Origin of the sequence: Paraburkholderia oxyphila NBRC 105797 (genome assembly GCF_000685075.1) — a bacterium.
Lineage (GTDB): Bacteria > Pseudomonadota > Gammaproteobacteria > Burkholderiales > Burkholderiaceae > Paraburkholderia > Paraburkholderia oxyphila.
On the sequence record NZ_BAYD01000148.1, the window covers coordinates 1 to 21271 of the forward strand.

Consider the following 21271-nt stretch of genomic DNA (forward strand, 5'->3'; position numbering starts at 1 on the left):
AGCCGAGGCGCGCGGCGCCGAGCGCCGCGCCCGTCTCGCCGCCGCCGTGCTGGCGCGTGGGCGTGTCGAACGCATCGGCCGCGAGCTGCGCCCAATACGCGCTGCGCGCGCCGCCGCCGAGCATCGAGAGCGGGCCGACTTCGGTGCCCGCCGCGCGCAGGGCGTCGAGGCCGTCGGTGAGCGCGAGCGTCACGCCTTCGAGCACGGCGTAGCCGAGCAGCGCGCGGTCGGTCGCGTGGGTCATGCCGAAGAACACGCCCTGCGCATAGGGGTCGTTGTGCGGCGTGCGCTCGCCCGAGAGGTAGGGCAAAAAGAGTGGCGCCTGCGCGAGCATTTGCGGCGCGAGGCGTTCGACTTCGGCGAGCAGCGTGGGCTCGTCGGTGCCGGTGAGCTTGCAGACCCAGCGCAGGCAACTGGCCGCCGAGAGCACGACGCTCATCTGATGCCAGCGCTCGGGAATCGCATGGCAGAACGCGTGCACGGCCGAGGCCGGATTCGGCCGGAAGCGATCGCCGATCACGCACAGCACGCCCGAGGTGCCGAGCGAGACGAAGCCGTCGCCGGGCTGCACGGCGCCGATGCCGATCGCGCTCGTGGCGTTGTCGCCGCCGCCCGCCGCAACCACCACGTCCTCGCGCAGGCCGAACTCGCGCGCGACCGCGGGCAGCAGCGTGCCCGAAGGCGCGCTGCCTTCGGCGAGCGCGGGCATCTGCGCGCGCGTCATGTTGCAGGCGTCGAGGAGCGCATCGGACCAGTCGCGTCTGGCGACGTCGAGCCACAGCGTGCCCGCCGCATCGGACGGATCGGAGACTTTGCCGCCCGTGAGCTTCAGGCGCAGCCAGTCCTTGGGCAGCAGCACGCAGGCGGTCTTGCGAAAGAGGGCGGGCTCGTGGCGCGCGACCCACAGCAGCTTGGGCGCGGTGAAGCCCGGCATCGCCAGATTGCCGGCCACGCGATGCAGTTGCGGCGCGCGTGCGGTGAGCTCGGCGCATTCGTCGACGGCGCGCATGTCGTTCCAGAGGATCGCCGGGCGCAGCACGGTGTCGTGCTCATCGAGCAGCACGGCGCCGTGCATCTGCCCCGAGAGGCCGATGCCGCGCACCTCGGCGAATTCGTGCGGATGCTTCTCGCGCAGCGCGGCGAGCGCGCGGCGCGTGCCGTCCCACCAGTCGGTGGGATCCTGCTCGGCCCAGCGCGGCTGAGGGCGCGAGACCGTGAACGGCGAGCCCGCGGTGCCGATTGCGCGACCGTCGGGTGCGAGCAGCAGGACTTTTACTTCGGAGGTGCCGAGGTCGATGCCGAGATACATGGGCGCGCGCGAAATTCGTTAGGGTTGAGGCGCTACTTTAGCCGCGCGCGCCGGGCTGCGCCATGGGCGCCGACCCAGGGGCGCGGTGCACGCAGCACAGCGTCGCGAGCGTATGAAATGGAAGCGGCGGAACGCGCGGCGAGAAGGCCGTGGCGGGCGTGCTCAGACGCTGCATCCGCGCTTCGCGAGCCATGCATCCACGCGCGCGAGCGCGTCGCGCAGGGCGCTTGCGAGCGGCGCGCTGCCCGCGAGGCTGCCCCAGAGCAGCTTGTCGGCGCAGAACGCGGCGAGCGGATCGGGGGCTTCGAACAGGCGGCGCACGGCGGCCTCGTCCATGACGCCGTCCTGGTACTGGAACGGCAGCGTGCCCTTGCTCCAGCGTTGCAGGAAGCGCAGGAACAGCGCGGGCAGGACGGCCGTGGCGGCCGGCGCGGCGCCGGCCGCGATGCGCTGCGCGATGGTCGGCGCGATAAAGCCGGGGATCTTCGAAAAGCCATCGGCGGCCACGCGCTGATTCGTATCCTGGATGTATGGGTTGCTAAAGCGCTCGAGCACGACATCGCGGTATTTCGCGAGATCGAGCGGGCTCGGTGTGAGGCAGGGGATCACGTCCTCGCTCACGTACTCGCGCGCGAAGCTGCGGATGTCCGCGTCGTTCGTCCCTTCGTGGATGTAGTCGAGCCCGACGAGCGTGCCCGCCCACGCAATGCAGCTATGCGTCGCGTTGAGGATGCGGATCTTGGCCTCTTCGTACGGCATCACCGATTCGACCATCTCCGCGCCCGCGCGCTCCCATGCGGGACGCCCCGCGCAGAAGTGATCCTCGATTACCCATTGGATGAACGCCTCGCCCATCACGGGGCAGGCGTCGTCGACGCCGGTTGCGGCTTTCACGCGCTCGCGCACGTCGGGCGTGGGGCGTGGCGTGATGCGGTCGACCATCGAGTCGGGGCAGGCGGTGTGCGCATCGAACCAGTCGCGCAGTGCCGTCGCGCCGCGCAGTGCGAGGAATTCGCGCATGCCCGCGTGAAAGCGCTTGCCGTTGCTGCGCAGGTTGTCGCAGGTCTGGAGCGTGACCGGACCGCCGCCGCGCGCCATGCGTGCTTCGAGTATCGCGGCGAGCGCGCCGTAGATCGTGGTGCGCGCACCGTTGAGGTCGGCGGCGATGTCGGGATTCGCGGTGTCGAGGCGGTCGTGCTCGTCGAGGTAATAGCCGCCTTCGGTCACCGTGAACGCGATGATCTTGCAGGCCGGATCGGCGCCGGCTTCGATCAGCGCCGCGAGGTCGGCGGACCACGGCAGCACGCGCGTGATCGAGCGGATCGTTTCGTAGGCGCGCTCGCCCTGCGGCGTGACCGTTTCGAGCGTGTAGGCGCCATGCTGCGCGGCGAGCGCGTCCATGACGGGGTTCATGTCGGCGCGGATGTTGCCGACGGTCAGCGACCATGCCGGCTCGTCCGGCTTGCGCGCGAGATTCGCGCGATGCAGATACCACGCCTGATGCGCCCGGTGAAACGACCCGGCGCCGATGTGCAGGATCACGTTCGCGTTGCTGCGTTCGCTGTCCATGTCTGTCTCCTGACTCCTGTGGGGCGGCCATGCGCGCTTGGCGTGCGCGTCGGTGCGCTGCTCGATGAATTCGGTGTTCTGGAATTTGAGCAATTGCTCGATTGATGAACGAATGATCGTATTCGGCGGCGCGAAAGTCAAGACAGCTTCGGCAGGTTTTTGGTGACGCGTCGCGATGGCTTCACCATGCGTAAGTGCGCGCAAGGGCGCGCCGGGCGGACGCACGGCGGCGATGCCGTGGCGCACCAAGGAGGGCGGCAGGGGTGTACAGGAGGGGAGACGGGGAAAGCGCGCGGGTGGCGCGTGCGGCTCGGGTGCGAGAGCAGGCTCGCGCGCCGGCCGCAATGCCGGCGGCGCGGGAATCTCAGCCTTGCGTGCTCGTCACCGCCGAGATAGCGGCGACGGCCTGCGCGGTCGCGTCGGCCGCGCAGCAATCGATGACGACGCGCTCGGGCATCGCGCGCAGCCAGGTGAGCTGGCGCTTGCAGAGCTGGCGCGTGGCGAACACGCCCTTGTCGCGCATGGTGGCGTAGTCGATGGCGCCGTCGAGGTATTCCCAGGCCTGGCGATAGCCGACGCAGCGCATCGACGGCAGATTCGGATCGAGATCGCCGCGCGCGCGCAGCGTTTTCACTTCATCGAGGAAACCGGCGGCGAGCATGGCGTCGAAGCGCTGCTCGATGCGTTGGTGCAGCACGCCGCGATCCGACGGCTCGAGCGCGATGGGCACGAAACGGTAGCGCGCCGCTTCATCTTGCGTGGAATCCGGGCGGGGCGCGGCGAGCAGCGCCGACATCGGCTGGCCCGAGAGCATGAAGATTTCGAGCGCGCGCTGGATGCGCTGCGAGTCGTTTGGCGCGAGGCGCGCGGCCGTGGGCGGATCGACGTGTGCCAGACGCGCATGGAGCGCGGGCCAGCCGTCGCGGGCGGCTTCGGCGTCGAGCTGCGCGCGCACGGCGGGGTCCGCGCCGGGCAGGTCGTTGAGCCCCTGGGTGAGCGCCTTGTAGTAGAGCATCGTGCCGCCCACGAGCAAGGGCACGTTGCCGCGCGCGAGGATCTCGCCGGTCACGCGCAGGGCGTCGGCGCGAAAGTTCGCGGCAGAGTAGGCCTCGGCGGGGTCGACGATGTCGATCAGATGATGCGCGGCCGCCGCGCGTTCCGCGGCGCTGGGCTTGGCCGTGCCGATATCCATGCCGCGATAGACGAGCGCCGAATCGACACTGACGATCTCGACCGTGCGCCCGTGTGGCGCAGCGGCCTGTTCGGCCGCATACGCGAGCGCGGCCGCCGTCTTGCCCGACGCCGTGGGCCCGAGCAGGCAGGCGATGGGCAATGCTTCGTTGTCTGGCTTCATGAGTGCTTCACTGGCCGCGCATGAAGAGCCGGTCGAGGTCGGCGAGCGTGAGCTGATACCACGTGGGCCGGCCGTGATTGCACTGGTCGGCGCGCTCGGTCGCTTCCATCTGGCGCAACAGCGCGTTCATCTCGTCGAGCGTGAGGCGCCGGTTCGCGCGCACCGCGTGATGGCAGGCGAGCGTGCCGAGCATCTCGTGCTGGCGCTCGGTCAGCACGCGCGAGCCGCCATAGGCGTGCAGGTCCGCGAGCACGGCGCGCGCGAGCGCCTGGAGATCGGCGTCCTTGAGCAGCGCGGGCACCGCGCGGATCGCGATCGATGTGGGCGAGAGCACCGCGAGATCGAAGCCGAGCGCTTCGAGCGTGGCCTTTTCTTCCTCGACGGTGCCGGTTTCCACGGGATCGGCCGTCATCGAGACGGGAATCAGGAGCGGCTGGACCGCGAGCGAGCGCTCGGCGAGCGCCTCCTTGAACTGCTCGTAAAGGATCCGTTCGTGCGCGGCGTGCATGTCGACGATCACGAGGCCGCGCGCATTCTGCGCGAGCACGTAGATGCCGTGCACCTGGCCGAGCGCGAAGCCGAGCGGATGGTCGTCGCGGGCGTCGAAGGCGGGCTGGGGCGCCTGCGCGTCAAAGGACGCGCCTTCGCGTGCGAGCGCGTCTTCGGCTTGCGGCACGGTCGCGCCTTGCGCCGCGCCGGCGCCTACGTCCTTGCGGCCGAACAGGGCGTCATAGAGCGCGAGCGGCTGCGCGACGGGCAGGCTGCCTTGCGTCATGCGCGACTGGCGCAGCCAGGTGTTGCCGCCACCGCTGCCACCTGATGCGCCCGAGCCGCCGGATCCTCCCGAGCCGCTCGATCCGAACCCCGACGCGCGGCCTCCCGCGCCGCCGGCGAAGCCGCCGCCTGCGCCGCCGAAGCCGCCGCCTGCGCCGCCGAAGCTGCTCGCGACGCTGGCGGTGCCGAACTTGCCCGGCGCGTTGAAGCCCGCGGGCGACGTACCGGCGGCGCCGGTGGAACCCGTGATGCCCGCAGCCAACCCGGCGGACGCGCCCAGCACGCCGGCGCCCGGCGCGGGCCGCGGCTCGATCAGCGCGGCGTGGCCGCCCGAGGTGGTCTCGGGCGAAGCCCCCGCATGGCGGGCGAGCGCGCGCTGCACGGCATGGAACACGAACTGGTGAATCGAGCGCGAGTCGCGAAAGCGCACCTCGATCTTCGACGGATGCACGTTCACGTCGACGGCCTCGGGCGGCAGGTCGAGGAACAGCACATACGACGGATAGCGGTCGCCATGCAGCACGTCTTCGTAGGCGGCGCGCACGGCGTGCGTGAGCAGCTTGTCGCGCACGAAGCGGCCGTTCACGAAGAAGTACTGCTGGTCGGCGCGGTTGCGGCTTGCCGTGGGCAGGCCCGCGCAGCCGTAGACGGCGAGCGGCCCGGCGCGCTCTTCGAGCGGCAGGTGCGCGGTGGCGAAGGTCTCGCCGAGAATCTTCGAGACGCGCGTGGCCGGATCGCTCGCGTTCCAGTGCTCGACGGCGCGGCCGTTGTGCAGCACGGAGATCGCCACGTCGGGCCGCGCGAGCGCGCTGCGGCGGATCATCTCGAGGCAGTGGCCGAGCTCGGTCTGCTCGCTTTTCAGAAACTTGCGGCGCGCGGGCGTGTTGAAGTACAGCTCGCGCACTTCGATGGTGGTGCCCTGGCCGCCCGCGGCGGGCGAGAGCGCGCCCGTATGCGCGTCGATCTTTACGGCGTGCGCGGCGCTCGCGGGGCGGCTCGTGATCGACATCTCGGCGACCGAGGCGATCGAGGCCAGCGCCTCGCCGCGGAACCCGAGGGTGGCGACGCTTTCGAGCTCGGCGAGCGAGCGGATCTTGCTGGTCGCGTGGCGCTTGAGCGCGAGCGGCAACTCGGCTTCGGGGATGCCGCAGCCGTCGTCGGCGATCGAGATGCGCTTCACGCCACCTTCGTCGAGCAGGATGCGCAGCGTGCCCGCGCCCGCGTCGAGCGCATTTTCGAGCAGCTCCTTCACGACCGAGGCGGGGCGCTCGACCACTTCGCCCGCGGCGATCTGGCTGATCAGCTGGTCGGGCAGCGCCTGGATCGCGCGCGCGGGCTGCGCGGCGCGCGAGGCGTGCGCAGGGTCCGCGGCCGCGGCGGTTGCCGTGGGTGCCATGGTTGCGTTAGCGGCTGCGCTGTCGGCAGAGTCGGGCGTGCGCTCGGGTATTGCACCGGCGCCGGCAAGGTCGGAATTCGAAGACATGCGCGCAATTATAGCGAGTCGGCGCGGGCCGTCCTGGCGCGCGCTTGCGTCCCCGGTTTTGCCGACGTTCGAGGCGCTTTCGATGCGCATTCGGCGGATTTTTGCCGATTTTCGAGGGAATTTTTCGTGACGACGGGCACTTTCGGTATCATGGCGCGGTCAATTTTGCTTCTCGCGCAACACCGGCCGCGCGCGTCCCGTACGGGCATGTCCCATACGGGCATGTCCCATACGGGCATGTCCCATACGGGGCGAGCGTGCCACGACCACTAAGGGATACTTTTGGATACGCTGCTGCAGTTTGCCAATCTTGTCTTGCACATCGACAAGTTTCTCGGAGTCTTCATCAACCAGTACGGTGCCTGGGTCTATGCGGTCCTGTTCCTGATCGTGTTCTGCGAAACCGGGCTCGTGGTGCTGCCGTTCCTGCCCGGCGATTCGCTGCTGTTCATCGGCGGCGCGTTCGCGGCCACGCACGAGATGAACCTCGGCCTGCTGCTGGTCCTGCTGATCGTGGCGGCCGTCACGGGCAATACCGTCAACTATCTGATTGGCCGCGCCATCGGCCCGAAGGTGTTCAATACGAGCATCCCCTTGCTCGAACGCTTCCTCGACCGCGCGGCACTGCAAAAGACCCACGACTTCTACGAACGCCATGGCGGCAAGACCATCGTGCTCGCGCGCTTCATTCCGGTCGTGCGCACCTTCGCGCCGTTCGTCGCGGGCGTCTCGCAAATGAGCATGCAACGCTTCCAGCTCTTCAACATCGCGGGCGCGCTCTTCTGGGTGCTGCTGCTCGTGCTGCTCGGCTTCTTCTTCGGCAACATCCCGTTCATTCGCCAGTACCTCAACGTGATCGTGCTCGTGGGCATTGGCGCCGCGATCGTGCCGATTCTCATCGGCGGCCTCTGGAAGATGACGCGCAAGAACGCGCACGGCGGCACCGTGCGCGGGCCGAACGGCAACCGCAACTAACTTAACACTGCTGGGCGCGACCCGGGCGCGAGCGTGCGGGCGGTTCGCATGTGACGGCGGCCTGGCCGGCTCGAAATAAAAAAACGGCATCGCCCGCGAGGACGATGCCGTTTGTCTTTGTGCGGCGGGTTCAGCCCACGCGGCGAATGATGGACGGCGTTTCCGGCGTCGGGTAGCCGGCATCCCTGAAGGTCTCGACGATCGCGCGGTTGGTGTCGAAGTACACCTGCCAGTAGTGATCGTTGCTCGTATAAGGGCGCACGCACAGGAGCGGTCCTTCGGGCGTGAACGACAGCACCTCGACGTCGGGTGCGGGATCCTGCGCGACGTTGGGGATTTTCGCGACCACGGCGCGCAGCCGGTTGGCCGCATCGACGGGATCGACGCCGTTGGCGATCTTCGCGGTCAGCTCGACGCGGCGCACGGGCGTCGCGCTGAAGTTCGAGATGGTGTCCGAAAAGATCTTGTTGTTGCCGACGATGTTCACGACGTTGTCCGGCGAGATGATGGTCGTGCCGAAGATGCCGAGCTCCTTCACGGTGCCCGTCACGCCACCCGCCGTCACGAAGTCGCCCACCTTGAACGGCCGCAGCACCTGCATGAAGACACCCGCCGCGAAGTGCGCGAGCAGGCCGCCCCAGGCCGTGCCGATGGCGAGACCGAGGCCCGCGAGCAGCGCCGCGAACGAGGTGGTCTGCACGCCGAACACCTGGAGAATGGCGAGCACCAGCAGCAGGTTCAGGACGCCGGAGAGGATGGAGCTCAGGTAATGCGCGAGTGTGGGATCGATGCGCTGGTTGCGTGAGAGCACCTTGCGCAGCAAGCCGGCGATGAGATTGATGACCCAGCGCCCGACGATCCACAGGACGATCGCCGCTACGACCTTGGTCCCGAAGTCGATGCCTCGGGTCATGATGAATGTGCGAACAGTTTCGAGATCCAAGATGCCCTCGCTTGATACGGTGATTGAGCCGGATAAGACGCGCGAACTGCAAGGAACTGCGGGTGATGCGACGACGCGGGACGACTGTGCAACCGGGGGCAAAGCTGGCGGGCTCGGGACAGGCCTGGTGGATTCTGGCGCAGCGTCGCGTGCTCGCTGGTGCATTTATAGGCCAAGCGGCGCGAGCGTGCAACGAACGTGCCCGCTCGCCTGCGGGTTGACCCCACGCAGCATGTGCGCAAAGCGGGCCCGCGCGCGGCTCATTTCATGCTCAATGCATGAACGTTAGGCGGTATCGTTGCGCGTGCGGCATTGCCACGGTCAAAACATCACCAAGACACCATCGAGGAGGGCTCCATGATCCTGTCGAACAATACCGATCTGCATCTCATCACCGTGAATCTCGAGGAACTGCGCCCGACGCAGATCACGGTCGGATTTCGCGAGGTCAACGCCAAGCGCGAGCACTGGAAGACGCTCGACAAGAAAGGCCGCGCCGCGGCCATCGACAACCACTGGTTCCCGGCCGTGCTCGGCCCGAAGCAACGCTACTTCGTGGTCGATCATCACCATCTCGGGCTCGCGTGGCTCCACGAAGGCGTGCCGAGCGCGCGGGTCACGGTCATCAAGGACCTCTCGTGGCTCGATTCCACGATCTTCTGGCGCATGATGGAGCACAACCAGTGGGTGCATCCGTTCGATGCGCAAGGGCAACGCTGCGACTATGCGGCGCTGCCCAAGCAGCTTTCCGGTCTGGCCGACGACCCGTATCGCAGCCTCGCGGGCGAGTTGCGCGTGGCGGGCGGCTATGCAAAGGACACGACGCCCTTCAGCGAATTTCTCTGGGCCGACTATTTGCGCCAGAAGGTGAGTGCCGCGAACGTGCAGAAGAACTTCGACAAGGCGCTCACCGATGCGCTCGCGCATGCGCACGATGCCGATGCGCGCTACTTGCCTGGCTGGTCCGGAGTCGTGCCGCCCGCGGGCGCCACGCCCGCTGCGCCTGCTGCACCCTCTGCAGCCGCCGCATCGGGCAAGGGTAAAAAGAAAGCGTGAGCGGCGGGTGAGTGCGCCGCGGCGCGCTCACATCGGCAGCGTCGACTTGGTGTACGGCGACGTCTTGATCTCGAGCGCGTCGGGCGGCGTCGCGCGGCGTGCGCTGCGCCGGTATCCGAGGCGCGCGAGGGCGACGGCCAGCACGGCCGCGAGCAGGTAGGCGCTCGCGCGCGCAAAGAACGTATCGGCCGGCTTGTGGTTGCGCCAGGGGCCGCCCGCATCGGCGAACACGAGGAAAGTGAGCGCGGCGTCGAACACGAACGCAAGCGCGATCACGCCGATATACACGCGTGTGCCGCGTACGCGCAGATCGGGGCGCATCGCGCGCACGACTCCGCACGCCAGTTGCACGGCGGCGAGCAGAGCGAGATTGGAAAGCAGGCAGCAGACGAAGGTGTACATGAGACGTATCGGACAACGCACAAAAAAGGCGGCCGAGGCAGTGCGCGCAAGCGGCGCGGCGCGTGCCGGGCAGGGGGCCCGCGCCGTGCGGTTTGCGCGCTAGTCGCGGATCGTTCGTGAATCGGTCGCAAATCGGCCGCGAATCGGTCGCGAATCGGTCGCCAACGCGGCGCGATCATGGCACGACGATGCTTCTCGAAAAATGGGCCTCGCGCGGGTTGCGGCGCACCTCGCGGCGCGCATTTGCGCGAGCGCGCCGTGTGGCGCGGTTCAGGCGGATTTGTGAAGCATTGTCAGGAGGCGGCGCGAGGGTTGTATCGACGCAACTGGACGCACAAGTTGCGGCACAACGCCAGGGCATTGACGCGTGCCGCGGGCGCCTTCATCGCGCCCGCTGCGGGTTCGGCAGGCGTTCAGTACGCGTCGGCCAGCAGCGTGTGAGGCGGCGTGCCGCTCGCGAGGTAGTGGCTGAGCCACTGGCACGCGGGGCCCGTTGCGGCGTCCGTGCGGTGGATCAGCGTGATGTTGTAGTTCACGAGGCCGCGGTCGGCGAGCGTGATGCGCACGAGGCGTCCGGCTTCGAGATCGGCCTCGACGAGATGACGCGGCATCGACCCCCAGCCGAGCCCGGCGAGCAGCAGGCGGTGCTTCGCGCCCAGGTCGCCCAGCTTCCATGCACGGTTGCTGTACACGCCGAAGGTCTGGCCGAGGGTGAGCCGGCTGCGGTCGGTCAGCACGAGCTGGGTGTGCTCGCGCGCGTCGGAGATGCGCACGGGCTGGGCGGCCAGCGCGAGCGGATGGCTCGGCGCCGCCACCAGCACGAGCTCGACGCTGCCGATCGCGCGCGCCTCGATCACATGCGGCCAGTTCTGGTTCGGCCCGCTGATGCCGATCGCGCAGTCGCCGTCTAGCACGAGCTTGAGCACGCCGCCAAGCGCCTCCATGGTGAGGTTCAGGGCCACGGTCGGAAAGGCCAGCGCGAACGCCTGCAGCGCCTCCACGAGCCGCTGGGACGGAAACATCACGTCCACGGCCACCGAGACCTCGCCTTCGAGCCCGCGCTGCAGGCCGGCCGCCTTGGCGTTAAGCTGACCCATCAGCAGATCGAGACGGCGCGCATCGGCAAGAATCGCGCGCCCCGCGGCCGTGAGCTCGGGCTTGCGCTTGCCGCGCTCGAAGAGGGCGACGCCGAGCAGCGCCTCCAGGTTGGCGATCGTGTAGCTCACCACCGATTGCGCGCGATCGAGCTGGCGCGCCGCCGCCGAGAAGCTGCCGGTTTCCGCCACGGCAATCAGTGCGCGCAGCTGTTCGAGACTCGGCGAGCGGTCCATGATCGACCTATCGAAAAAATGGATGGTAATGATCCATTTTAGACGATTGTTTGAATAGCTGACGCCGGGTTAAAGTGCGCGTTCCCTGTTGAGGATGTCCATGTCGATGAATCGTTCCGTCAAGCCCACCGGCCGCTACAGCGGCGTCGCCATGCTGCTGCACTGGCTGATCGCCGTGTTGATCGTCTGGGGCTTTGCGCTCGGCTGGATCATGACCGACATCCCCGGCATCACGCCCACCAAGCTGCGCTACTTCTCGTGGCACAAGTGGATCGGCGTGACGGTGCTCGCGCTCGTGCTGGTGCGCATCCTGTGGCGCGCCACCCACGCCTCGCCAGCGCTGCCGGGCTCCATGGCCGGCTGGGAGCGCGCCGCCGCGCACGCGGGCCATTTCGCGCTGTATCTGCTGATGGTCGCGATTCCCGTGACCGGCTATTTCTATAGCTCCGCGGCGGGCATCCAGGTCGTGTACCTCGGCATCTGGCCGCTGCCCACGATCATCGGCCCCGACAAGGTGCTCAAGGGCGTGCTGCGGCTCGTCCACATCTCGCTCAACTACACGCTGCTCGCCGTGGTCGTGCTGCACGTGCTCGCGGTCGTGAAGCACCAGTTGCTCGATCGCCAGAACATTCTTGCGCGGATGCTGCCGTTCGGCACGCCGCGCGACTGAGCCCCGCGTGCAGCGGCGTGCACCTGGTACGGTGCGCGCCCGGCTTCGTCGTCCTTTTACCGCTCACAGCGAACCGATTGCTCATGATCCAACGTCTTGCCTCCAAAGTTTCCGTTGTCGCGCTCGGCGCGGCGCTTGCCGCCGGCGCGGCGTTCACCGCCTCCTTCGCCATGAACGCGGACGCCGCGGCCGAAGCCGCGAAGAGTTCCGTCTCGGCCGTGTTCAAGCAGATGAATGTGCCGGTGGAAGGGCGCTTCAACCGCTTTAACGCCGACGTGCATTTCGACCCGGCCAACGCCGCGGGATCGAGCGCAAAGCTCGACGTCGAGGTGGCGAGCTTCGATCTCGGCGCGCCCGACTACAACAAGGAAGTCGCCGGCGACGAATGGTTCGACGCCGGGCACTTCCCGCACGCCACCTTCGTCTCCACGCAGATCAAGGCGGGCGCGAACGGCGCGTATTCGGTCGCGGGCAAGCTCACGATCAAGGGCAAGACGACCGACGTCGTCGTGCCGGTGCAGTACCACAAGGACGGCGCGAATCAGGTGTTCGACGGCGCGCTGCCCATCAAGCGCCTCGCCTACGGCATCGGCTCGGGCGAGTGGAAGGACACGTCGATCGTCGCCGATGACGTGCAGATCAAGTTTCACATCGTGACCGCCGCGCACTGACGCGCGCGGGTTAATCGTTTCAAGCGGCGTATGAGTTGTCGCTTTGCGCGTCAATTTTTTCGCCGCATTCATTTTGCCGTTTTACTCGCATCAGGACTGACGCTTTCATGAAGATCACTTTCATTGCCGCCGCTGCGCTGGCGGCCGCCATTGTCACGCCCGCGTTCGCCGCGCCCACGACGTACAACCTCGACCCGTCGCATACCTTCCCGAGCTTCGAAGCCGACCACTTCGGCGGCATTTCGGTCTGGCGCGGCAAGTTCACGAAGAGCTCGGGCACCGTCGTGCTCGACCGCGCGGCGAAGACCGGCACGGTCGACGTGACCATCGACGCCTCGTCGATCGACACCGGCAACCCGACGCTCGACAAGCACGTGAGCTCGGCGGAATTGCTCGACGCGACCAAGTACCCGACTGCCGTCTACAAGGGCACGTCGATCAGGTTCGACGGCGACAAGCCAGTTGAAGTGATCGGCACGTTCACGCTGCACGGCGTCACGAAGCCGCTGAACCTCAAGATCGATTCGTTCAAGTGCTTCCAGAACCCGATGCTCAAGCGTGAAGTGTGCGGCGCCGACGCGACCGCCCAGTTCGACCGCTCCGACTACGGCGTGGACTACGGCAAGGCCTATGGCTTCAAGATGGCCACGACGCTGCAGATCCAGGTGGAAGGCATCAAGGCTGACTGAGTACGAGAGCGGACGCTGCGCTTAAAGGCAGCGTCTATCGCAGCTCATATGAGCCCGTGCGCGTGATGCGCACGGGCTTTTTTGCATCTGCGTCGCATGCGTGTGGCGCGTGCGCTGACCAACCCGTGGGCAACGCAAGCGGTGGCGGAAACTGAGTAGAACCAGGCAAGTGAGGTGCGGTATGCGAGCGCAAGAACCTCCGCTCGCGTAGTAAAACTTAGTGGATGGCCGAGCCTTCGTTCTCCGCGTGCGGCGTCAGCGCGACATCGACGACTCGCGAGTGCCAGATGCCGCAGGTCGCCTTCACGGGCACCCACGCGTACTTGCCGCGCACTTTGGCAAAGCCGCGCAGATGGATGAGCGTGTCGATGGGCGAGGCGTGCGCAGCGGCGCCCGGCGACGAGACGCGCGTAATGGCGCCTTCAGGAACGGGCGTTTCGATATGTGCGGTGAGCGCGCGCCGATCCGGCACGAGCATTGAATCGTAGCGCTGGCCCTGGTGCACCCACTCGTCGAGCGCGGCAACGCAATTTACGACGACGTCGGGCACGCGAATGCGGCGCAGATATTCGTAGCCTTCGGGCGGGGCTTGCATTTGCGCCTGTACGCGCAGACTGATCCAGAACAGCGCGAGCAGGGCGCAGGCGAGAGTCGAGAACTTCATGATGACGTGGCCTGTGCGGCCGAAGAGGAGCAGCGGGGAGGGGAGTATACACACTGGTGCGCGGAGGGCGCAGCGAGGCCGGCCAGGGCGAGGGCAGGTGCTACAAAGCAAAAAGCCCAGTCGCGAGGACTGGGCTTTCTGATTGATTCTTTGGTAGGCCGTACGGGATTCGAACCTGTGACCAACGGATTAAAAGTCCGCTGCTCTACCAGCTGAGCTAACGACCCAAAAGAGAAGCGAGAGTATAGCGATGCTCTCAGCGGGTGTCAACCTGCGCGGCCCGATTGCCGAAACCCGAATCGCGCGTACACAAGGTACGCACGATCATGTCCGAGCCGGGCAGCGCTTATTTGAGCTCTGACAGCTTGCTTTGCGCCGTCTGCGCCACATCCGAGCTGCCGTACTGCGAAACGATCTGCTCGAGCGTGCGTTTGGCCGCAGCCTTTTGCCCCTGCTCGATCTGATTGTTCGCAATCGCCAGCAGCGCCTCGGGCGCGCGCGGATGCTGCGGATAGTTCTTGACCACGTTCTGCCACGTCGCGGTCGACCCCTTGTAGTCCTTCATCGCGTAGAGTGCGTTGCCGAGCCAGTATTGCGCGGTCGGCTGATACGGGCTCTGCGGATACTTCGAGATGAAGCTGCGGAAGGCCGAAGCCGCCTTGCTGAAATCGCCGTTGCGAAACAGCTGTGAAGCGGCGTTGAACGAATCCGTCTCACCCGGCTGAACCGTGCCCTGCACGCCATCCACGGTTTGCTGCTGCGGCTCGAACTTCTTGAGACGCGTGTCCAGGTCCGTGTAGTAGTCCTTCTGCTGCTTCTGCAGGGTCGCCAGCTGGTTTGCCATGTCCTCGTTCTGTCCGCGTAGCGTCGCGACCTGCTGGTTGAGCTGGTCGAGGCGGTTGGACTGATCGAGGATCGTGCGCTGGGCGGCGGACAGCTGGCTAGACAGATTGTCCGTTTTCGCGCGCAGGTCGAGAATCGCCTGGCGCGCCTGATCGTCATCGAAGAGACCCGCGTGAGCCGGCAGCGCCGCGAAGGCGACACCGGCTACGCAGGCGGCTGCGGCAAGGCGCAGCGGGGAGAAACGGTGCGACATACGCCCCTTCATCCAATACTCAATTACTGTTGGTACACGAGGTCAGCACGGCGGTTCTGCGACCACGAAGCTTCGTCGTGGCCCAGCGCGACCGGCTTTTCCTTGCCGAGGCTGACAGCTTCCATCTGCGAATCGCCCACGCCGTCGAGCGCGAGGACGCGGCGGACGGCTTCAGCACGCTTTTGGCCCAGCGCCAGGTTGTACTCGCTCGAGCCGCGCTCGTCGGTGTTGCCCTGGATCAGGACGTGACGCTGCGGGTGCGTCTTCAGATACTGTGCGTGCGCTTGCAGCAGCGACTGGTAGTCGTCCTTGACCGAGTAGCTGTCGAAGTCGAAGTACACGCTGCGCTTGGCGAGCGGGCTGTTCGGGTTGTCCAGCTCGTCGACGTTCACCTGGGCAACGGCGTTCGGGTTCGGCTGGGTGCTCATCGCGCCCGCGTTTTCGTTTTCGCCGGTCTTCACGCCCGACTTACACGCGGCCAGCGTGCCGATCATCATGACGGCCAGGGCCAGGCGGACTTTATTCGACATCATTGTTGCTCTCCTGAAGTGTTATTGCATGAAAGGACCCCAGGACGGCTCGCGTACGATGCCGCCCTGAACGGACAGGATTTGCCGCGTCCGACCGTCGGTCGATACGGCAGCCAGCACGCCACGGCCGTTCACCTGAGTGGCGTAAAGAATGTACTGACCGTTCGCCGCGAAGCTGGGCGATTCGTCATGTGTGGTGTCGGTGAGCGCGGTGGCGACGCCGGATTGCAGATCTTGAATGTACAGCTTAAATCCGCCGCCCGTGCGTGAGATGTACGCCAGTTGCTTGCCGTCGGGGCTGATCTTCGGGCTCGTGTTGTAGTTGCCGGTGAACGTCACGCGCTGCGCTGCGCCGGCGTTTTCGCCCTGGGCCGGCATCTTGTAGATCTGCGGCTGGCCGCCGCGGTCGCTCGTGAAGTAAATCCAGCGTCCGTCAGGAGAGTAGGTGGGTTCCGTGTCGATCGTCGTGCCTTGCGTGAGGCGGCGCAGACCGGAGCCGTCGGAATTGACGGCGAAGATCTGCGTGTTGCCCGTACGCGACAGTGCGACGGCGAGCGTGCGGCCGTCCGGCGACCAGGCCGGTGCCGAGTTGTTGCCCTTCTGGTCGGAGATCATGACGCGCCGCCCCGTGGGCAGGTCATGCACATAGACGATGGGCTTTTTCTTTTCGAAAGAAACGTAGGCGACCTTGGTGCCGTCAGGCGACCAGGCCGGCGAGATGATGGGCTCGGGGCTCGAGAGCGCGATGTGCGCGTCTTGCCCGTCGGAGTCCGAAATCTGCAACTGGAAGCGGTTGCCTGTCTTGATCACGTACGACAGACGCGTGGCGAACACGCCGCGGTCGCCGAGCAGCTTCTGATAGATGTAATCCGCGACCTTGTGCGCGGTCATGCGCAGACCGCTCGGCGGGCTCTGCAGCACGAGGCCGCCGAGGCTTTCGCCCTTCACCGTGTCATACAGCTTGAAGCGCACTTCGTACTGGCCGTTGGCGAGCTTGTTCACGCTGCCCGCAACGAATGCGTTGGCGCCCTTGGCCTTCCAGCTGCCGAGGTCGACCGAGTCGTTCTCCGAGATCGGCGCGCTGCCCGCGTCGATATTGGTGAATTTGCCGCTGCGCGCGAGGTCGGCGCGCACGATGGCGGCGACTTGCTCTGGAGAATTCGCTTCGCCCGCAAAATTTGCCGTGGCGATGGGGAACTGGGTGGCGCCCACGCCGGTGACGAGGACGTTGAGTTGTGCGTTCGCTGCGCCGCCGACTGCAATCAGGCAAGACGCGACGAGCGTTCGCAGGCCAAGCTTCGTCATCAAACTCATACTGTGCTGTTTCCTGAAAAAGCGATTTTTGTCACACCGAAGGACAGCAGACAGACCCGAAAACACTCGAATCGTTCCTGGGTCTGCTGCCATGCATCGGCTTCCCGGTGCCCTGTTTGCGCGGTTAACCTGCCGGGCGCAAAGTAATTTTAAAGTTCGACGGTGTCTTGCCGTCCGTGTCAAGCGGCATCGGGTCCGAGCGCTGGACCGCACGCAACGCGGCCTCGTCCCACTGCGAATTACCGCTGCTGCGCGAGATCGTGGCCGAAAGCAGCGTGCCGCTTGGCGAGCAATGCACCGCGACTTCCGTTTCCAGACCCGCCGTCTCGCCCGCCCAAATAATGTTCGGACGCACGCGCCGGCGCACCTTGTCCGCGTAACCCGGCGAAGCTGCGTTGCCGCCCGAGCCGCTGCCGGTGCCGCTCTTCGCGAGACCGTTGCCGCTCGTGCCTTCGCCGCCGCCCATCGAGCCTTGCATCTGCGCGATGCGCGCGCGCCGTTCGGCGTCGAGCTTCTTCGCCTGGGCATCGGCTTGCGCCTTGGCCTTGGCGGCCTTTTCGGCGTCGGCCTTCTTCTGCGCGTCGAGCTTCGCCTGCTTTTGCGCTTCTTCCTGCTGCTGCTTCTTGAGCGCTTCTTGCTGTTGCTGCTGCTTGAGCTTGTCGGCGGCGGCCTGCTGCTCTTGCTCCTGCTGCTGTTGCTGTTGCTGTTGCTTGAGCTTTGCCTGCTTCTGCTGCAACGCGAGTTGCGCAGCCTGCTGGGCCGCGAGTTGCTGCTGGCGCTTCGCCTCGGCTTCCTGCTGTGCCTTCAGACGCTGCTGCTCGGCCAGTTGCGCTTCGCGTGCCGCTTCCTGCTGCTTACGCTTTTGCTGTTGCAGCGCGATGTCGGCCTCTTCCGTTTGCGGCGGAGGCGGGGCAGGGGTGACCGGCACGGGCGGCGGCGGCGCAGGCCGCGGCGTGGACATATCCGGCACCTCGGTCCAGAGCTCCGCCTCTTCACCCGCCGGCGTGCTGTTCTGCCAGTGGATGCCGTGATAGAGGAACAAGCCGAGCAGCACGTGCATGATCACGGCGAGTGCGAGAGCACGTCCCGTGCCCCGCTCGCGCGGAGGCTGCAGCGGATACGAATCGTTGTTCCGGATCATTGCGATTTGACGAGCAGTCCGACACGTTTGACGCCGCGCGACTTCAGGTCGGACATCACGTTCATCACCGTCTCGTACTTGACGGACTTGTCGGCTGCGATCACCACGGGCTGGTCGGGATGACTCTGCTCGCGGTCGGCGACGAAAGCGTTGAGATCGGCGCGCGACATGCTTTCCTGCTGCGTGGCGCCGGCATCATCCTTATAGCGTACGCTGAGATTGCCGTCAGGGCGAATATTGACCACGACGGGTGGCGTCTGCTGCTGCTGGCTTGCGCCGCCGACGGTCGGCAGGTTGACGATGGACGGCGCGACCAGCGGCGCCGTCACCATGAAAATCACGAGCAGCACCAGCATCACGTCGATATACGGCACGACATTGATGTCGGCCATTGCACGGCGCGAGCGGCTGCCTCGCATACTCGAACGGACTGAGCCTCCCATCTTCGACTCCTTGCTGACTGGTGAAGATTAGTGGGCCTGACGCTGCAGGATGTTCGAAAACTCTTCGATGAACGTTTCGAAGCGGATCGCGAGGCGGTCGATATCGTGCGCGTAGCTGTTGTACGCGACCACCGCCGGAATGGCGGCGAACAGACCGATCGCGGTGGCCGTCAGCGCCTCGGCAATGCCGGGCGCGACGTTCGCGAGCGTGGCTTGCTGCACGTTCGCGAGGCCGCGGAATGCGTTCATGATCCCCCAGACCGTGCCGAACAGACCGATATACGGACTCACCGAGCCGACCGACGCGAGGAACGAGAGGTTCGCTTCGAGCGCATCCATTTCGCGCTGGAAGGCGGCGCGCATCGCGCGCCGTGCGCCGTCGAGCACGAGGCTCGGATCGTTCAGGCGCTTCTCCTTGGCCTTGAGGAATTCGCGCATGCCCGACTCGAAGATACGCTCGAGCGCGCCGATCGTGTGACGATTGTTGGCTGCGCTCTGATAGAGCGCCTGCAGGTCGCCGCCCGACCAGAAGTCGCGCTCGAAATTCTCGGTTTGCGTACGCGCGCGGCGGATCGCAAACCACTTGCGGAAGATGAAGGTCCAGGAAATCAGGGACAGCAACAGGAGCAATCCCATCACCGCCTGTGCCAGTACGCTCGCATTAAGAACGAGAGAAAGGATCGACAGATCTTGTGTAGTGTTCATAGAGGTTCTTGGTAACGTCCCGCAAGGGGCGAGCGGCTGCAAGGCAACGCGAATTTTTCCGAAGGCAAATGGAAAGGCGTCGCGCCGCTGCAACCGAACCCAGCTTGGTCCTGAATCGACCGACGCGAGTTCACCGGCGTCGTATCAACGGCATTTACTGCGCCGCCGTTGACACACCCGGCAAGACTTTCTTCATGCCCCGCTCCAAAGCTTCAAAAACGTGCTCTGGAATGGGGGCAGGGCGCATTTCTGCACCATTCACGCAGGCAATGCGAATCTTTCCGATCACTAACAGCGTGTCGCCGCGCCATGCTGTCTGCATGAAATCGACAGACGCGCGGCCCAGCTTTTCCACACGGCTGACGATCGTCACGACGTCGTCGAGGCGGGCCGGCGCCCGGTAGTCGAGCGTGGTGCTGCGCACGACGAAGAGCTCGCCGGATTCCTCGGCGAGCTTGTGCTGGTCGACGCCGCACGCGCGCAGCCATTCGGTGCGCGCGCGCTCGAAGAACTTCAGGTAGTTCGCGTAAAACACGATGCCGCCGGCGTCGGTATCTTCGTAATAGACGCGTACCGGCCAGGTAAAGCCGGCTGCGGCCCGTGATGGGGTCGCATCCGGGTTGCGGGTAGATCTTTCCATGCCGCGCATTCTACCGGAACGCGTAGTCGCCACGCCGTTCGTACGACTGAATCACGAAAGTAAAATGTAATGTTTCAGCCGCGATGGACGCTGAGGCCGGCGAAGGCCTGCGCGACCGGCATCAGCTCGATCGTATTGATGTTCACGTGCGCGGGACGCGTGGCGATCCAGTAGATGGAGTCGGCGACGTCCTCGGCGGAAAGCGGTTGCACATCCTTATAGACGTTGGCGGCTTTCGAGTCGTCGCCGCGAAAGCGCACGCTGGAGAATTCCGTCCCGCCGCACAGGCCCGGCTCGACATTCGTCACGCGCAGCGCGGTGCCCGCGAGGTCCGCGCGCAGATTGAGGCTGAACTGGCGCACGAACGCCTTGGTCGCGCCGTAGACATTGCCGCCCGGATACGGCCAGCTTCCCGCCGACGAGCCCAGATTGACGATGTGGCCGCGGTTGCGCGCCACCATGCCCGGCAAGAAGGCGTGAGTGACCCGCACGAGACCCGCGCAGTTGGTGTCGATCATGGTCTCCCACTCGTCGAGATCGGTTTTGTGGGCGGGTTCGACGCCGAGCGCGAGGCCCGCGTTGTTGACGAGCACGTCGACTTCGGCAAATTCGGGCGGCAGCGCGGCCGGCGCGGCTTCCACGGCGGCGCGGTCGCGCACGTCGAGCTCGAACGGCAGGAGGGCGTCGCCCAGTTCCGCGGCGAGGGCGTCGAGGCGGTCCTTGCGGCGCGCGGTGGCGACGACGCGGTGGCCGCCCTTGACGAAGGCCCGGGCGACGGCGGCGCCGAATCCCGCGGATGCGCCGGTGACGAAGACGATCATGGTTGCTCCCTGGTCTGTGGAGGGCGATGAAAGGGGAGAGCCTACTTGCAATGCGGCGCTGCGGCAAGGAAGCGGCAGAACACGCGCAAGGCGCGCCGCAACGAGGGGCGCATTGCCGTGCACAGCCGGGTTTTTGGGGTGCGCTTGCTGGCCCTCGCACAAGGGCTCGCGGCGCAACATTGGGCGGCCACCGTGGCCGCCTCCCAGGTTGCCTATTCCGGTCGCATCCAATACACTAACGCGCTCAATCCCTGCGTGACTGGCGATAGGGTCCCTGAATGGCAACGGTTGTAATAATTGCCCTTCAAGCTGCGCTCGGCGCGGCTCAAACAGGGGCTCAAGGTGGAACGACCCACCGTGAAGCGCAGGGTGCCGTTTTGCCGTTCGCCTGGGCAGCCAAGTTTCGCGCGCTTCATCAAGCGCTGCTGGGCCTTCACGGGCCGTGGCTGTCCTGCCTCGCGTGTGCGGCACCTTCTTCCGCCACGTCAAGGCTGGCCTCTTCGCCAGCAGCGCCGCGTACCCGCTACGCGTTCCGCGCGAGACCCGGTCAACCTGAACACACTTAACGGAACCCGTATGTTTGATAGAGCCGAAAGCACCATCGCCAACGTCGATCCCGAACTCTTCAAGGCGATCGAACTCGAGAACCGCCGCCAGGAAGAGCACATCGAGCTCATCGCGTCGGAAAACT

20 protein-coding genes, 1 tRNA gene, 1 pseudogene and 1 riboswitch are annotated in these 21271 nt (G+C 66.2%); of the genes and pseudogenes, 5 read left to right on the forward strand and 17 right to left on the reverse strand.

The annotated features are described in order from the left end of the window. From xylB to mutL, 4 genes are all read right to left on the reverse strand, one after another. Positions 1 to 1309: xylulokinase (gene xylB / locus BO1_RS44250; protein WP_028223054.1), on the reverse strand; the 1309-nt coding region annotated here is incomplete at its 3' end. 162 nt (positions 1310 to 1471) lie between these two features. Further along, positions 1472 to 2878, reverse strand: a complete 1407-nt coding sequence (gene dalD, locus BO1_RS44260) for a D-arabinitol 4-dehydrogenase (RefSeq protein WP_028223055.1) — start codon at positions 2876 to 2878, stop codon at positions 1472 to 1474. Between the two features lie 364 nt (positions 2879 to 3242). Further along, positions 3243 to 4232, reverse strand: coding sequence for a tRNA (adenosine(37)-N6)-dimethylallyltransferase MiaA (gene miaA, locus BO1_RS44265; RefSeq protein ID WP_028223056.1), 990 nt, complete (start codon positions 4230 to 4232; stop codon positions 3243 to 3245). A 7-nt stretch (positions 4233 to 4239) separates the two neighbouring features. Beyond that, complete coding sequence (gene mutL / locus BO1_RS44270) at positions 4240 to 6402, reverse strand: DNA mismatch repair endonuclease MutL (protein ID WP_028223057.1); 2163 nt, start codon at positions 6400 to 6402, stop codon at positions 4240 to 4242. 369 nt (positions 6403 to 6771) lie between these two features. Here mutL and BO1_RS44275 point away from each other — a divergent pair, with 369 nt between their 5' ends. After that, complete coding sequence (locus tag BO1_RS44275) at positions 6772 to 7464, forward strand: DedA family protein (RefSeq protein ID WP_028223058.1); 693 nt, start codon at positions 6772 to 6774, stop codon at positions 7462 to 7464. A gap of 130 nt (positions 7465 to 7594) precedes the next feature. Here the strand turns inward: BO1_RS44275 and BO1_RS44280 are convergent, their stop codons facing one another. Continuing rightward, positions 7595 to 8407: a mechanosensitive ion channel family protein gene (locus tag BO1_RS44280; RefSeq protein ID WP_028223059.1), complete on the reverse strand. Its 813-nt coding sequence runs from the start codon at positions 8405 to 8407 to the stop codon at positions 7595 to 7597. 357 nt (positions 8408 to 8764) lie between these two features. Here BO1_RS44280 and BO1_RS55385 point away from each other — a divergent pair. Continuing rightward, positions 8765 to 9382 (forward strand): annotated as a pseudogene (locus tag BO1_RS55385) (ParB-like protein); the annotation flags it as partial. Positions 9383 to 9490: 108 nt separating this feature from the next. Here BO1_RS55385 and BO1_RS44290 read toward each other — a convergent pair. Both BO1_RS44290 and BO1_RS44300 read right to left on the reverse strand, forming a co-directional pair. Then, entirely contained in the window at positions 9491 to 9865 is a 375-nt protein-coding gene (locus BO1_RS44290) for a hypothetical protein (protein WP_028223060.1), read from the reverse strand. Positions 9866 to 10278: 413 nt separating this feature from the next. Further along, positions 10279 to 11196, reverse strand: a complete 918-nt coding sequence (locus tag BO1_RS44300; RefSeq protein WP_028223061.1) for a LysR family transcriptional regulator — start codon at positions 11194 to 11196, stop codon at positions 10279 to 10281. A gap of 106 nt (positions 11197 to 11302) precedes the next feature. Between BO1_RS44300 and BO1_RS44305 the strand changes: the two genes are divergently transcribed. The 3 genes from BO1_RS44305 (at position 11303) to BO1_RS44315 (ending at position 13226) form a co-directional block, all read left to right on the forward strand. Continuing rightward, positions 11303 to 11866: a cytochrome b gene (locus tag BO1_RS44305; RefSeq protein ID WP_028223062.1), complete on the forward strand. Its 564-nt coding sequence runs from the start codon at positions 11303 to 11305 to the stop codon at positions 11864 to 11866. Between the two features lie 83 nt (positions 11867 to 11949). Continuing rightward, positions 11950 to 12537 (forward strand): YceI family protein, encoded by a 588-nt coding sequence (locus BO1_RS44310; protein ID WP_028223063.1) that lies wholly within the window; start codon positions 11950 to 11952, stop codon positions 12535 to 12537. A gap of 107 nt (positions 12538 to 12644) precedes the next feature. Beyond that, complete coding sequence (locus BO1_RS44315; protein WP_028223064.1) at positions 12645 to 13226, forward strand: YceI family protein; 582 nt, start codon at positions 12645 to 12647, stop codon at positions 13224 to 13226. Positions 13227 to 13443: 217 nt separating this feature from the next. Here the strand turns inward: BO1_RS44315 and BO1_RS44320 are convergent, their stop codons facing one another. From BO1_RS44320 to ydfG, 10 genes are all read right to left on the reverse strand, one after another. Continuing rightward, on the reverse strand, positions 13444 to 13890 hold the full coding sequence (locus tag BO1_RS44320) for a BspC domain-containing protein (RefSeq protein WP_043288926.1): 447 nt from the start codon (positions 13888 to 13890) through the stop codon (positions 13444 to 13446). 151 nt (positions 13891 to 14041) lie between these two features. Further along, positions 14042 to 14117 (reverse strand) — tRNA-Lys (locus BO1_RS44325). 119 nt (positions 14118 to 14236) lie between these two features. Next, positions 14237 to 14986, reverse strand: coding sequence for a tol-pal system protein YbgF (gene ybgF / locus BO1_RS44330; RefSeq protein ID WP_028223066.1), 750 nt, complete (start codon positions 14984 to 14986; stop codon positions 14237 to 14239). 23 nt (positions 14987 to 15009) lie between these two features. Continuing rightward, positions 15010 to 15519 (reverse strand): peptidoglycan-associated lipoprotein Pal, encoded by a 510-nt coding sequence (gene pal, locus BO1_RS44335; RefSeq protein WP_028223067.1) that lies wholly within the window; start codon positions 15517 to 15519, stop codon positions 15010 to 15012. An 18-nt stretch (positions 15520 to 15537) separates the two neighbouring features. Beyond that, a complete protein-coding gene (tolB, locus tag BO1_RS44340) occupies positions 15538 to 16830 on the reverse strand; it encodes a Tol-Pal system beta propeller repeat protein TolB (protein ID WP_028223068.1) in 1293 nt (430 codons plus the stop codon). 124 nt (positions 16831 to 16954) lie between these two features. After that, the gene (gene tolA / locus BO1_RS44345) at positions 16955 to 17971 is read right to left on the reverse strand and encodes a cell envelope integrity protein TolA (protein WP_028223069.1); all 1017 of its coding nucleotides are present in this window, start codon (positions 17969 to 17971) and stop codon (positions 16955 to 16957) included. Beyond that, positions 17968 to 18414: a protein TolR gene (gene tolR / locus BO1_RS44350; RefSeq protein ID WP_043288927.1), complete on the reverse strand. Its 447-nt coding sequence runs from the start codon at positions 18412 to 18414 to the stop codon at positions 17968 to 17970. The genes tolA and tolR overlap by 4 nt, the downstream gene beginning before the upstream one ends. 27 nt (positions 18415 to 18441) lie before the next feature. After that, the gene (gene tolQ, locus BO1_RS44355) at positions 18442 to 19119 is read right to left on the reverse strand and encodes a protein TolQ (protein WP_028223071.1); all 678 of its coding nucleotides are present in this window, start codon (positions 19117 to 19119) and stop codon (positions 18442 to 18444) included. Positions 19120 to 19273: 154 nt separating this feature from the next. Beyond that, entirely contained in the window at positions 19274 to 19768 is a 495-nt protein-coding gene (gene ybgC, locus BO1_RS44360; RefSeq protein WP_028223072.1) for a tol-pal system-associated acyl-CoA thioesterase, read from the reverse strand. Between the two features lie 65 nt (positions 19769 to 19833). Then, positions 19834 to 20580, reverse strand: coding sequence for a bifunctional NADP-dependent 3-hydroxy acid dehydrogenase/3-hydroxypropionate dehydrogenase YdfG (gene ydfG / locus BO1_RS44365; protein WP_028223073.1), 747 nt, complete (start codon positions 20578 to 20580; stop codon positions 19834 to 19836). Positions 20581 to 20825: 245 nt separating this feature from the next. After that, positions 20826 to 20981, forward strand: a riboswitch (ZMP/ZTP riboswitch). The last annotated feature ends 290 nt before the right edge of the window (positions 20982 to 21271 follow it).

What these genes read in the sequence shown, in the direction of transcription:
- miaA (WP_028223056.1), bottom strand. Translation starts at nt 4,232, where the DNA reads ATGAAGCCAGACAACGAAGCATTGCCCATCGCCTGCCTGCTCGGGCCC.
- ybgF (WP_028223066.1), bottom strand. Translation starts at nt 14,986, where the DNA reads ATGTCGCACCGTTTCTCCCCGCTGCGCCTTGCCGCAGCCGCCTGCGTA.
- pal (WP_028223067.1), bottom strand. Translation starts at nt 15,519, where the DNA reads ATGATGTCGAATAAAGTCCGCCTGGCCCTGGCCGTCATGATGATCGGC.
- mutL (WP_028223057.1), bottom strand. Translation starts at nt 6,402, where the DNA reads ATGGCACCCACGGCAACCGCCGCGGCCGCGGACCCTGCGCACGCCTCG.
- BO1_RS44315 (WP_028223064.1), top strand. Translation starts at nt 12,645, where the DNA reads ATGAAGATCACTTTCATTGCCGCCGCTGCGCTGGCGGCCGCCATTGTC.
- BO1_RS44290 (WP_028223060.1), bottom strand. Translation starts at nt 9,865, where the DNA reads ATGTACACCTTCGTCTGCTGCCTGCTTTCCAATCTCGCTCTGCTCGCC.
- tolA (WP_028223069.1), bottom strand. Translation starts at nt 17,971, where the DNA reads ATGATCCGGAACAACGATTCGTATCCGCTGCAGCCTCCGCGCGAGCGG.
- tolR (WP_043288927.1), bottom strand. Translation starts at nt 18,414, where the DNA reads ATGGGAGGCTCAGTCCGTTCGAGTATGCGAGGCAGCCGCTCGCGCCGT.
- BO1_RS44300 (WP_028223061.1), bottom strand. Translation starts at nt 11,196, where the DNA reads ATGGACCGCTCGCCGAGTCTCGAACAGCTGCGCGCACTGATTGCCGTG.
- tolQ (WP_028223071.1), bottom strand. Translation starts at nt 19,119, where the DNA reads ATGAACACTACACAAGATCTGTCGATCCTTTCTCTCGTTCTTAATGCG.
- BO1_RS44320 (WP_043288926.1), bottom strand. Translation starts at nt 13,890, where the DNA reads ATGAAGTTCTCGACTCTCGCCTGCGCCCTGCTCGCGCTGTTCTGGATC.
- BO1_RS44310 (WP_028223063.1), top strand. Translation starts at nt 11,950, where the DNA reads ATGATCCAACGTCTTGCCTCCAAAGTTTCCGTTGTCGCGCTCGGCGCG.
- ydfG (WP_028223073.1), bottom strand. Translation starts at nt 20,580, where the DNA reads ATGATCGTCTTCGTCACCGGCGCATCCGCGGGATTCGGCGCCGCCGTC.
- BO1_RS44305 (WP_028223062.1), top strand. Translation starts at nt 11,303, where the DNA reads ATGAATCGTTCCGTCAAGCCCACCGGCCGCTACAGCGGCGTCGCCATG.
- ybgC (WP_028223072.1), bottom strand. Translation starts at nt 19,768, where the DNA reads ATGCGCGGCATGGAAAGATCTACCCGCAACCCGGATGCGACCCCATCA.
- tolB (WP_028223068.1), bottom strand. Translation starts at nt 16,830, where the DNA reads ATGAGTTTGATGACGAAGCTTGGCCTGCGAACGCTCGTCGCGTCTTGC.
- dalD (WP_028223055.1), bottom strand. Translation starts at nt 2,878, where the DNA reads ATGGACAGCGAACGCAGCAACGCGAACGTGATCCTGCACATCGGCGCC.